The organism is Holdemania filiformis DSM 12042 (genome assembly GCF_000157995.1).
In the GTDB taxonomy this organism is placed as follows: domain Bacteria; phylum Bacillota_I; class Bacilli_A; order Erysipelotrichales; family Erysipelotrichaceae; genus Holdemania; species Holdemania filiformis.
In genome coordinates this window covers 115548-126161 of sequence record NZ_GG657553.1, presented here as the reverse complement: position 1 = coordinate 126161, position 10614 = coordinate 115548, and the positions used below count along the sequence as shown (strand labels likewise).

The 10614-nt window shown below is 52.5% G+C and carries 11 protein-coding genes; 10 read left to right on the top strand and 1 reads right to left on the bottom strand.

Going from position 1 to position 10614, the window contains the following annotated elements; translation table 11 throughout:
• Window positions 1-51: 51 nt before the first annotated feature.
• The 4 genes from HOLDEFILI_RS03035 to HOLDEFILI_RS03020 all read left to right on the top strand — a co-directional run bounded on the left by HOLDEFILI_RS03035 (window position 52) and on the right by HOLDEFILI_RS03020 (window position 3381).
• Window positions 52-252 (top strand): DUF1146 domain-containing protein, encoded by a 201-nt coding sequence (locus HOLDEFILI_RS03035; protein ID WP_006057936.1) that lies wholly within the window; start codon window positions 52-54, stop codon window positions 250-252.
• 42 nt (window positions 253-294) lie between these two features.
• On the top strand, window positions 295-933 hold the full coding sequence (locus HOLDEFILI_RS03030; RefSeq protein ID WP_006057935.1) for a M23 family metallopeptidase: 639 nt from the start codon (window positions 295-297) through the stop codon (window positions 931-933).
• A gap of 139 nt (window positions 934-1072) precedes the next feature.
• The gene (gene mreB, locus HOLDEFILI_RS03025) at window positions 1073-2059 is read left to right on the top strand and encodes a rod shape-determining protein (protein WP_083538691.1); all 987 of its coding nucleotides are present in this window, start codon (window positions 1073-1075) and stop codon (window positions 2057-2059) included.
• A gap of 59 nt (window positions 2060-2118) precedes the next feature.
• The gene (locus HOLDEFILI_RS03020) at window positions 2119-3381 is read left to right on the top strand and encodes an MraY family glycosyltransferase (RefSeq protein ID WP_006057933.1); all 1263 of its coding nucleotides are present in this window, start codon (window positions 2119-2121) and stop codon (window positions 3379-3381) included.
• A 116-nt stretch (window positions 3382-3497) separates the two neighbouring features.
• On the opposite strand, the gene HOLDEFILI_RS03015 is transcribed toward HOLDEFILI_RS03020, so the two are convergent.
• Complete coding sequence (locus tag HOLDEFILI_RS03015; protein WP_006057932.1) at window positions 3498-4373, bottom strand: LysR family transcriptional regulator; 876 nt, start codon at window positions 4371-4373, stop codon at window positions 3498-3500.
• Window positions 4374-4480: 107 nt separating this feature from the next.
• On the opposite strand from HOLDEFILI_RS03015, the gene HOLDEFILI_RS03010 reads away from it, so the two are divergent.
• From HOLDEFILI_RS03010 to hpt, 6 genes are all read left to right on the top strand, one after another.
• Complete coding sequence (locus tag HOLDEFILI_RS03010) at window positions 4481-5887, top strand: MATE family efflux transporter (protein ID WP_156788832.1); 1407 nt, start codon at window positions 4481-4483, stop codon at window positions 5885-5887.
• A 96-nt stretch (window positions 5888-5983) separates the two neighbouring features.
• Complete coding sequence (locus HOLDEFILI_RS19540; RefSeq protein WP_167317116.1) at window positions 5984-6142, top strand: hypothetical protein; 159 nt, start codon at window positions 5984-5986, stop codon at window positions 6140-6142.
• On the top strand, window positions 6117-6692 hold the full coding sequence (locus HOLDEFILI_RS03005) for a hypothetical protein (RefSeq protein ID WP_156788831.1): 576 nt from the start codon (window positions 6117-6119) through the stop codon (window positions 6690-6692). Before HOLDEFILI_RS19540 ends, HOLDEFILI_RS03005 begins: the two co-directional genes overlap by 26 nt.
• A 76-nt stretch (window positions 6693-6768) precedes the next feature.
• Window positions 6769-8664 carry a SpoIIE family protein phosphatase gene (locus HOLDEFILI_RS03000; protein WP_006057928.1) on the top strand — a complete coding sequence of 632 codons (1896 nt, stop codon included), beginning with the start codon at window positions 6769-6771 and terminating at the stop codon, window positions 8662-8664.
• Between the two features lie 150 nt (window positions 8665-8814).
• Window positions 8815-10038: a tRNA lysidine(34) synthetase TilS gene (gene tilS, locus HOLDEFILI_RS02995; RefSeq protein WP_006057927.1), complete on the top strand. Its 1224-nt coding sequence runs from the start codon at window positions 8815-8817 to the stop codon at window positions 10036-10038.
• A 21-nt stretch (window positions 10039-10059) separates the two neighbouring features.
• Window positions 10060-10599: a hypoxanthine phosphoribosyltransferase gene (gene hpt / locus HOLDEFILI_RS02990; RefSeq protein WP_006057926.1), complete on the top strand. Its 540-nt coding sequence runs from the start codon at window positions 10060-10062 to the stop codon at window positions 10597-10599.
• Window positions 10600-10614: the final 15 nt, after the last annotated feature.

Genomic DNA, 10614 nt, shown 5'->3' with positions numbered 1-10614 from the left:
TTTCGTTAACTGAAAACAGAGAAAGCGGCGGAAAGAGAAAGGAAGGATCTTATGGAAGCGATCGTTCGTGTCGTTGTGCATCTGGCTTGTTTTGCGCTGGCGCTGTACGCCATGCAGGCTCTGAACTATGAAAAACTGATCCGCAAAGGGCATGTCGTGCAGGCTCAGCTGCTGTATATTCTGACCGCGATGTGCATCGCTTTGTTAGCGGCGCAGTTTTTACTCAATCTCGTCATCAAGATCCATGTATAAACAAAAAGGATAGGGACATACTCACCACTAGAGGTGAAATCCATGTATATGTACGAAAAGAAAAGTACCAAAGGCAAAGCGACAGCCGTGATCCTGATGACGATGATTCTGATTCTGATCTCCGGTTTCTTCATTGCCAATTCCACTTTATTCAACAACAAACCCGTCCTTCCGGTCAATCAGCCGGACGCTGTGGCTTCCCTGCATATCCCGGTCGTGCTGCCGGCAGACGAAACCGTCGCCGCACCGTTTGCGATCAACGCCAAGGAAGTCCTGCATTTCTTCGATAAAACAAAAAGCGAAGACGTGTTAAGTCAGGCCGTTACGGAATTTGAAGGCGTATATCGTCCGAATCAGGGACTCGATTACGCGTATGACGGCAAAGTCTTCGAGGCCACGGCGATGCTGGGCGGCACGGTGACGGAAGTCAAAGAAGACGCGATGTTCGGCAAGAGCGTCACGGTGAAAACCGGGGAAGATCTGGAAATTACCTATCAGAGCTTATCCCAGGTATCAGTAAAAAAAGATCAGGTTGTCAATCAGAACGATGTCCTTGGCCTGGCAGGCGAAAACATCTATAACAAGGATCTTGGAATCCATCTTCATGTCGTGGTGCAGAAGGACGGTAAGCTGATTGATCCGGCAACGGTCATCGGCATGAAACCGGCTGAAATAAAATAGCACTTCGGTGCTGTTTTTTTCTGAAAGGTACGCGCTGCGATAGCCCTTGAAATAGTTACAAATTCATTAATTCTGGTGTTATTTTAAGGAGTTGTGTTATAATGTTTGTGTTTACACGAGATGCGGAGGTTGGTTTATGTTGTTTACCAAAGAAGTAGGTATCGACTTAGGTACCGCGAATACATTAATTTACGTTAAAGGAGAGGGCATCGTGTTGAACGAGCCTTCCGTTGTTTCATTAGATGCAGAAACGAAGAAGTGCCTGGCTGTCGGCCAGGACGCGAAGGAAATGCTGGGCAGAACGCCGGGCCGCGTCAGTGCGATCCGTCCGTTAAAGGACGGCGTCATCGCCGACTTTGAAGTCACCGAGCTGATGCTTGAGCATTTTATCCGCAAGCTGAAACTGAAGGGAATGTTCTCCCGTCCGACGATTCTGATCTGCTGCCCGTCGAACATCACGTCCGTCGAACGCAACGCGATCCGGGACGCGGCTTATCGCTGCGGCGCCAAGCGCGTTTACATCGAAGAGGAACCGAAGGTTGCGGCGATCGGCGCAGGCCTGGATATCGCCAAGCCGACAGGCTCGATGGTTCTGGATATCGGTGGCGGTACGACCGACGTCGCGATTCTATCCCTGGGTGAAATTGTCACCAGCACGTCCTTAAAGATTGCGGGCGATAAGCTTGACCGCGATCTGATCAAATATGTGAAGGAAAGCTATAAGCTGTTGATCGGCGACCGCACCGCGGAAGAAATCAAGAAGCGCATCGGCACGGCCTGGAGAGGCAGCCGCAGCGATTCGATGGATGTCAGCGGGCGTGACCTGGTCACCGGTCTGCCGCACACGATCACGCTGAATTCGGAAGAAACAGAACTGGCCATGCGCGAAAGCCTGCAGGACGTCGTCCGGGCCTGCCGTACAGTTCTGGAACAGACACCTCCGGAATTGAGTGCGGATATCGTCAGCCGCGGCGTAGTCTTAACCGGCGGCGGCGCGCTGCTGCAGGGGATCGACCAGCTGCTGATCAACGAGCTGAACGTTCCGGTGTATGTCGCTGAAAACGCGCTGTCCTGCGTAGCGGAAGGCACGGGCGTCATGCTTGAGAATCTGCATCTTGTTCGCTAGTAACCAACAATATCGCTGATCCAGCGATATTTCTTTATCGTAGTCTGGGGGTACTTTCAATGCTGCATTTGATTGAAGGCGCCTTTCCGTTCTTTGCGCTGCCGTTTGTGATTTCTCTGATCTGTGTACCGATTGCCAAGCGTATCGGATTCGCCTTAAAGGTGTACGCAGTGGAAAACAACCGAACGGTTCATCATGGAAAGATAGTGCAGATGGGCGGTCTGGCCGTTTTCGTCGCCTTTATGATTTCAATGGCCTGTTTTTTGAAGGCTGACTCGACCATCAACGGGATTCTGATCGGAGGCTCGGTGGTCTTTTTGGGCGGCTTGCTCGACGACATGATCAATTTGTCGCCATTAAAAAAACTGTTGTTTGAAGTCGCCGGGGCGCTGATCGCGATCCTGGTCGGCGGCATCGGTCTGACGTCGATCACTCTGCCATTTGGGATAGAGATCAATATGATGCCGTTTTCCTTTCTTGTTTCGTTTATCTGGATTGTCGGCGTGACCAACGCGATCAACCTGATTGACGGACTGGACGGCTTATCGGCAGGGATTTGCTTTATCGTTGTCTGCACGATCGGCTTCATCGGTTTCTTTATGGGACGCCGGGATATTCCGGTGATCTCCTTGATCCTGGCGGGCGCGATCGCCGGGTTTCTGCCGTACAATTTTCATCCGGCGTCGATCTTCCAGGGTGACTGCGGCGCGTTGTTCCTCGGGTTCACGCTGGCCTGCTTGTCGCTGCTGGGATTTAAGACGACGACGTTCATCACGCTGGGCTTCCCGGTGATCATTCTGTTCGTTCCGATTTCCGACACGCTGATCGCGATGGTGCGGCGGAAGCTGAGCGGTAAGGGCATCATGCAGGCGGACCGCTCGCATTTGCATCACATCTTAATGTATAAGCTGAAACTGGGACACCGCAACACCGTACTGGTGCTGTACCTGGTGACGGCGCTGTTTGGCGGAACTGCCGTCTTAAGCTATTTTAATGAACAATGGGGCATGATCATGCTCGTGGTGCTGACGATCGTCGCCGAGATCTTCGTGGAAGCAACAGAGATGATCAATCCGAAATGGCATCCGTTATTAGGCTTGTGCCGGCGCCTGACGGGACATCCGAAGAAGAAGTCGTTAGTCGAGGAAACGGATCCAGGCGATGCCAGCGAAGTGCTGACAGAAGCGGAATCGGAGGCGGAGAATACGGAAGCGGACGATCAGGAAGATGAGGATCGGCTTGCGGATGCGGAATCATCGGAAGATGAAAATCTTTCCTCAGAATCCGAAGCGGATTCTGAGGAAAGTGAAGATTTAAAATAAAGGTTAAAAAAGACACGGAATTTGAAGGGTTTGCATACTTCATGAATTCCGTGTTTTTCAATGCGGCGATATTGTCTTTAAGACAGAGAAAGAGCGTTGAATCGCCAGTTTCTTTCCTAGGCTTCAAATAAACTCTCAAAATAATGAATGAGATAATGATAAAACGGATGAACCAGAGCGGTTCGGGCACTATCCTGCGGATGCAGCGAGATTTGTAACTCCCGGGAACATTGCGGATTCGCGATGGGGACGAGCTTGACGTCTTCGCCGACCGCGCCCCAGGTGTGTTCCGGCCAGAAACCAATGCCGCTGCCCGCGCCGATTAAATTGCGGACTGTCGCCGGGCTGTCGCTTTCGAAAATAATCTTCGGATGAAAGCCGGCCATCTGACAGAATTGATCGCAGATCTTGCGGAACTTCCGGTTGCCGGCCAGACAGATAAAGCCTTCTTCCTTCAATTCTTTCAGATCGATGGAGCGCAAACCGCTGTAAAGGGAGTGGGAGGGCACCGCAAGCAGAATCTGTTCCTGAAAGGATACGGTATTCTCGGCTGTTTCCGGAGTACTGCGTTTCTCGGTCAGCGTATCAACAGACAGATCGCAGATTTGAGTCAGTTCATTCTGCATGATGGAAAATAAGATTTCTGAATGATCATGCTTGTAGGCGATCACGGCGTCCGTCACAGCCCGGGAAGCCGCCAGGACATTGATGTGAAGGGTGTAGGCGCTGCGCCGGGCCAGCTGCTGCATCTGATCAGGAATCTGATCCAAAGCGGCCAGCGGTTCGCGAAGCATGCCGTAAAGCGCGCAGCCATAATCCGTCAGCACGATGTTGCGGCCGCGCGAGGCGATCAGAGGAACGCCAAGTTCATCTTCCAGCCGGTGGATCGATTTGGTGATCGCGGGCTGCGCGACGTGCATGCGTTCCGCGGCCCGGGTGACGTGCTGAAGCTCGGCGACGGCGGCGAAATAGCGAAGCTGGGTTAACTCCATAATTCATCCTTCTTTCATAACGGTAAGTTATCATTTTGATCAATATTAACTATTACTTATTATACATGAACGGTGCTATACTTGGAAAGCTGGATAGGGGGTTTTTTATGAATAAGGATTTAACTGTGGGAAAACCGGCTTCCGTGTTGTGGAAATATTCGCTTCCTTTGTTTGGCAGCATCATTTTCCAACAGCTTTATAACATTGCCGACAGCTTTGTGGCCGGCCGCTGGATCGGCACGTCGGCGTTGGCGGCCGTGGGCAATTCCTACGAAATTACATTGATTTATATCGCATTTGCGTTTGGCTGCAATATCGGTACCTCGGTCGTGGTAGCGCGGCACTTCGGATCAAAAAATTATAACCGGCTGAAAACGGCCGTGACGACCTCGCTGATCGCCAGCGCGGCGATCGGACTGGCGCTGACCGGCCTGGGCTTGATCGGCGCGGACTTCTTATTGAAACTGATCCAGACGCCGGCGGAGATCTTCGGGGATTCCTTGGAATATCTGTTGATTTATCTGGGCGGCTTCCTGTTTCTTTTGATCTACAACATCGCGACAGGGATTTTCTCAGCGCTGGGTGATTCGCGGACGCCGTTTTATTTCCTGGCGGTGTCTTCCGTGACCAATGTTTTCGTGGACATCCTGTTTGTCGCGCAGCTGAACATGGGCGTGGCCGGGGTAGCCTGGGCGACATTCCTATGCCAGGGGGTCGCGGCGGCTGCGGCGTTGAGCGTCGTGCTGAAACGGCTGAAAAGTCTTCCGGAAAGCGGAAAGGCGCCGCTGTTTTCCACAGACTGTTTAAGCGAATTAACGCGGATCGCGGTGCCGAGTATCCTGCAGCAGGGCTTTATTTCCGTCGGCAACATCATGATTCAAAGCATGATCAACGGCTTCGGCATGGCGGCGGTAGGTGGTTATTCCGCGGCGGTGAAGCTGAACAACATGACAATCACTTCGATTACCGCAATCGGCAACGGGATGTCCAATTATACGGCGCAGAATGCCGGGGCTGGAATTCCTGAACGGATTGAAGCGGGTCTTTCGGCGGGCATCAAACTGGCGGGATTGATCGCGCTGGTCTTTGCGGGTCTGTATTTAGCGGCTGGACCGGCGTTTGTCGGCCTGTTTATCACCGACGGCAATCAGGCGGCCTTGTCCGCGGGCGTGCTGTTTTTACGCATCGTGTCGCCGTTCTATCTGGTGATCGCGGTGAAGCTGATTGCGGACGGGGTGCTGCGTGGGGTCAACCGGATGAAACTGTTCATGACGGCGACCTTGACCGACCTGGTTATCCGCGTCGCCTGCGCTGGTCTTTTCTCAACGGTTCTGGGTCTGGGCTTAACCGGAATCTGGCTGTCCTGGCCGGTGGGCTGGCTGATCGCGGCGTCAATGTCGGTCTTCTTCTACCGCACGGTGAAGCGGCAGCGTTTCGATATACCGCAGGAAGCGATCCAGCCGGAAAGAATGGCTGAAGAAACGGCGGCGGAATGGATTGAAAGTCAGGCTTAATCCCGTTGGGATTCTTGAATGAAAAACAAAAATTAAGGTAAGAACTAAACCTGATGAAAGAGTCAGGTTTTTCTTTGACATCGAATGAGGTGGAACGTGATCGCCTTGCATCAGGCGGATAAGCGGCGGCCAGAGGAAATCGGCGCGCAGAAAAAAATAATTCTCGTTAACCGAGAAGAAAGCAGGAAAAATGCGAAATCGGGCAACATTATAATCAGGAAGGTGAAGAATGATGAAAAACAACCTGATGCTTGAACGTCCGGCTTTGAATTTGTCGCCGATCTACAGTGAAGATCCGTCGCTCAAGGAACAGTGGGGAGCGTATCTCTCATTAAAGGAAGAAGAATTTTCCGCGCTGTCGGTCCGGCAAGCGCATTGTCATCTGGTCAGCGAAGCGAACTGGCTCAACCGCAAGGATGCCCGCAGCTGTGTCCAGCTGGGTGTGAAAGCGAAGATCGGCGATATCTGCTACATCGACTTTGGCCAGGCGTATCTGAATGAGGCGGGTTTCCAGCACTTCGGCGTGATCCTGTCCTTCTGCAATGGCAAAGCGTTCGTCGTGCCGATGACGTCCAACCCGGCAACCTATAAAATGGCGTATGACCCGGTCGAATGTCCGAACGGACGCCGGCATCTGATGCGGATCGGTTTGATCGAAGGCATGAAAAAAGAGTCGGTGCTGTTTCTGAACGACTGCAAATACATCAATACCGCCCGGATTATAGACGTCAAAGCGACGATTCCTGAAAACAGCGCGCTGTTCCGTCATATTGTCAACCGCGTCAAAGAATGCCTGATGCTTTAGAATTTCATAAGAACTGGAAGATTCGACAGGGTTTTCAGCGAAGCTTTCTTACAATAGCCTTAAGAAGGTGAAAAATATGAGTCAGCTGACCCTAAAGAAGTCAACGGCATGGCTCCAGAGATTTCATAGGAGCGATGGGTTTTTAGTTTTCAGTTTTTTCTTCACTGCGCTTTCGTTTCGATCCGCAGTGTTTCTTTATCCCGGACTGGCCTTTTTCTATCAGCGCAACCGCAGAGAGGGAATGGCGGCGGCGATCGGTACGCTGGCTGGCAGCTGTTTCTCCGGCTTTGCCGGATTTTACTGTCAATTGCTGCTGCTGGTCTTCTTCCTGCTGCTGATCTGTCTGATCCAGCTGCTGCGGCAGAATTTATTCGCGTGGTTTCCAATGATCTGCGGTCTGAACGTGCTGCTGGCCAGCCTGGCGACCGGAACGGCCTTCGCGCAGGGTCTGGCCGCGGCGGGCGCGGGCATCCTGATCTGCCGCTTCACGCAGTCGGACTGGATGTGGATCGATACGGAATTCAAGCTCAGTATGATGATGCTGGGAATTCTCGGAAGCAGTCTGATCTATCCGATGATGCGGATCTTTCCATTGGAAGGCGCATGGATGGCCTCAGTGCTGGTGATGGCGTGTCTGGCCATGACGATGCCGGTGCGCGAATACCTGGCGTTGTGTCTGGGCCTGTTGTTCTGTTTTCCCGTCGGCAGCCATACGCCGGTCTGGTGCGCGGCGCTGCTATTGATGAACATCCTGCGGCAGGATTTGGGCTGGATGCGCTTCTTAGGCTGGATGGTGCCGTTGATCTGGACCCAGCAGCCGGCCTGGTCGCTGGCCGCGGGCATCGTGATCTTTCTGGCTGCTCAGCAGTTCCCGGCCTCGCAGATTGCGCAGCGGTGGGTGAGCGAGGAAAAGCAGACGCTGAACGGTCAGCGGATCGAAGGCCGCAAACGAACTTTGTTGCACCAGCTATCGCAGTTTTCGCATATCTTTGATTTGATCGCCGATTATTTTGAACCGATTCAGCCAAGTCAGTCGCGGATCCTGGAGGGCATGGCCGATGCTCTGGATACCGTGGCGATGCAGATGAAACAAAGCGTCGTGGATGACGAAGCGCTGAGCGATAAACTGGTGAATCTGTTGGAAGGGTATCACTTTGAAGTCAAGCGCGTTCATGTCCAGCAGTGGGAGGAAGGCCCGCTGCAGGTGGTGATCGATTTCTCCCAGCTGTCGCACAGCGAATTGGAGGAAGTTGTCCTGCCTTTGATCCACATGGTCATCGATCCGGATCTGAAGGTGACGCGGTTCCAGCGCAACCGGATTTTCTATACCGGCAGCCGGCTGGAGTTGTCGACCTCTCAGCCTTCAACATTGAAGACACGGTTATTTACCTTGAAAAAAGATCCTGAGGTTTCCGGCGATACCAGCGCGGTGTTCCGCAGCGGTCAGACGACGATCTGCACGATCAGCGACGGGATGGGCTGCGGCCCCCAGGCAGCGCGCAGTTCCCAATTTGTTACGCAGGTGCTGCAGCGGATGCTGAGCGCCAAGCTGCCGGTGGAAGCGGCGGTGCAGAGCATCAACGCTTTGCTTCACGCCGATCAGCGGGAATTGTTCGCGACCTTGGATTTCCTGTGTTATGACCAACGCCGCCACCAAGCGTTCCTGAGTAAGTCCGGCGCATGTCCGACGTATCTGATCCGGGAGGATCAGATCATGGAAATCAGCGGCGAATCACTGCCGATCGGGATCATTCAGGAAATTGAAACGGATTGCTTTCAAATTGACTGCCAGGATCAGGACTGCTTCGTGATGAGCAGTGACGGCGTGGAAAAACAAGTGCTCGATCAGTGGATCCGCGGCGGCGATCCGGATCAGATTCTGCAGCGGATTGAAACCGGTCTGCAGGCGATGGAGGAAACCGGCTGCGCCGACGACGTGACCGTGTTAATCGCCCGTGTCAGCAAGCGCTGACGCGGGTTTTTCACATTTTGGATTTCAAAACAGAAAAAAAGCCCGAATTTATACAATAATCCGGGATTGTCGCAGGCGAATCGCTTGGCAACGGAATATTTCTGTGGTTCAATAAATAAACCAGGAATTCAAACGGAAGGAGGCGGTACAATGCGATGGAATCAGCTGGCGGAAAAAAAGTGGATCGTGGGTGTTTCCGGCGGTCCCGATTCGATGGCGCTTCTGGATTTGTGCCGCCGTCATCGTGTGAGCGTTGTGTGCGCCCATGTGAATTATCATCACCGGCCGACTGCGGACCGCGACCAACAGATCGTTGAAGCCTACTGCCGAAATTATGCGATTCCGTTTTATTCGCTGGATCCGGTTAAGGAAACGTCTGGAAACTTTCAAGCCTGGGCGCGCGAGGCACGGTATGCCTTCTTTGCGCGGCTGGCTGTTCAGGAAGCGGCGGCAGGCGTTCTGATCGCGCAGCATCTGGATGATTTTCTGGAAACGGCGCTGCTTCAGCAGGAGTCCGGAAGGCAATGCGAAGTGCTGGGCATCCGGGAAGAAGGCCGGGTGCTGGGCGTGGTCGTCGTCCGGCCGTTGTTAAGCTGGACGAAACGGCAGCTGCAGGAATACTGCAACCGGCACAAAATTGCCTATGGGATCGACGAGTCCAATCTGAGCGACGATTACCGCCGTAATCAGCTGCGGCATCATGAGCTGGCGGAACTCAGCGAAGCAGAGAAGCGGAGTGAAGTCAGAAAACTGAAGGCGCGCAATCATGATCGTCAAAAAAAGAAGGAAGCTGTCGAAGCAAAGCTGAATCCCGCGGATCCGATCATTTCCCAGGAAATATTTCTCACGCTGAGCGAAGCGGAACAACGGATTTTCCTGCGGGCGTGGATGCAGGAACAGGGCGTGGTTCCGCCATCGGAAGCCTTTCTTATCGAGCTAATCAAAGCGCTGAAGCAGAAAAACGGGAATTTCGACGTAAGTTTCAGTAAAGACCGCCGGTTTCAGGCGGCTTACGGATTCTTTTCACTTGACTTCACAGATGAGGTATCTTATTGTTATGTTCTGGATAAAATAGAATTGTTCGCGACGCCGTATTTCAGGATCGCGGAGAACGGAGAATCCACGGAAGCGGTCACTTTATATCAGGAAGACTTTCCGATCACAATCCGCAATCCCCATCCCCAGGATGCGATTCAGCTCCGGTTCGGCACAAAGCGTTTAAACCGGTGGTTTATCGACAGAAAGATCCCGCCGGATCAGCGCCGGCGCTGGCCGGTTGTCGTCAACTGCCGCGGCGAGATCATTCTGGTCCCGAAAATAGGCTGTAATGTCGCACATTACTCTAACAATCCAACTTGTTTTGTGATAAAATAGGGATATTCTGGAGGTTTGACTATGCATCCATGTTTAGAAAAAATTTTACTCAATGAAGACGAAATCGTAGCTCGCTGCAAAGAGTTAGGACAACAAATTACCCAAGAGTACAAGAACAATGAACAGCCGCCGCTGTTAGTCGCGTTGTTGAAGGGATCCGTCCCTTTTTTGGCAGAATTGATCAAGCACATCGATCTGGACATTCAGTTTGACTTTATGGACGTTTCCAGCTATGAGGGCACGGAATCGATCGGCGATATCAAGATCCTTAAGGATCTGGACTGCTCTGTCAAAAATCTGGACATTCTGTTGGTCGAAGACATCGTCGATACCGGCAGAACGTTGAAAACCGTCAAGGCGATGCTGAAAAACAAAGGCGCGAAGACGGTGCGCGTCGTCACGCTGCTCGACAAGCCGGATCGCCGGGTCGTCGATATTGAGGCGGATTATACCGGCTTTGAAATTCCGAACGAATTCGTAGTCGGATTTGGACTGGACTTCAATCAGAAGTACCGTAATTTTCCTTTTGTCGGTGTCCTGAAAGAAGAATGCTATAAGTAACGCTAGCGAAGGAGT

Bases quoted from the DNA above. Each gene is read 5' to 3' on its own strand.
- HOLDEFILI_RS03020 (WP_006057933.1), top strand. From the start codon at position 2,119: ATGCTGCATTTGATTGAAGGCGCCTTTCCGTTCTTTGCGCTGCCGTTT.
- HOLDEFILI_RS03030 (WP_006057935.1), top strand. From the start codon at position 295: ATGTATATGTACGAAAAGAAAAGTACCAAAGGCAAAGCGACAGCCGTG.
- HOLDEFILI_RS03000 (WP_006057928.1), top strand. From the start codon at position 6,769: ATGAGTCAGCTGACCCTAAAGAAGTCAACGGCATGGCTCCAGAGATTT.
- HOLDEFILI_RS03015 (WP_006057932.1), bottom strand. From the start codon at position 4,373: ATGGAGTTAACCCAGCTTCGCTATTTCGCCGCCGTCGCCGAGCTTCAG.
- HOLDEFILI_RS03010 (WP_156788832.1), top strand. From the start codon at position 4,481: ATGAATAAGGATTTAACTGTGGGAAAACCGGCTTCCGTGTTGTGGAAA.
- tilS (WP_006057927.1), top strand. From the start codon at position 8,815: ATGCGATGGAATCAGCTGGCGGAAAAAAAGTGGATCGTGGGTGTTTCC.
- HOLDEFILI_RS03005 (WP_156788831.1), top strand. From the start codon at position 6,117: ATGATGAAAAACAACCTGATGCTTGAACGTCCGGCTTTGAATTTGTCG.
- hpt (WP_006057926.1), top strand. From the start codon at position 10,060: ATGCATCCATGTTTAGAAAAAATTTTACTCAATGAAGACGAAATCGTA.
- HOLDEFILI_RS03035 (WP_006057936.1), top strand. From the start codon at position 52: ATGGAAGCGATCGTTCGTGTCGTTGTGCATCTGGCTTGTTTTGCGCTG.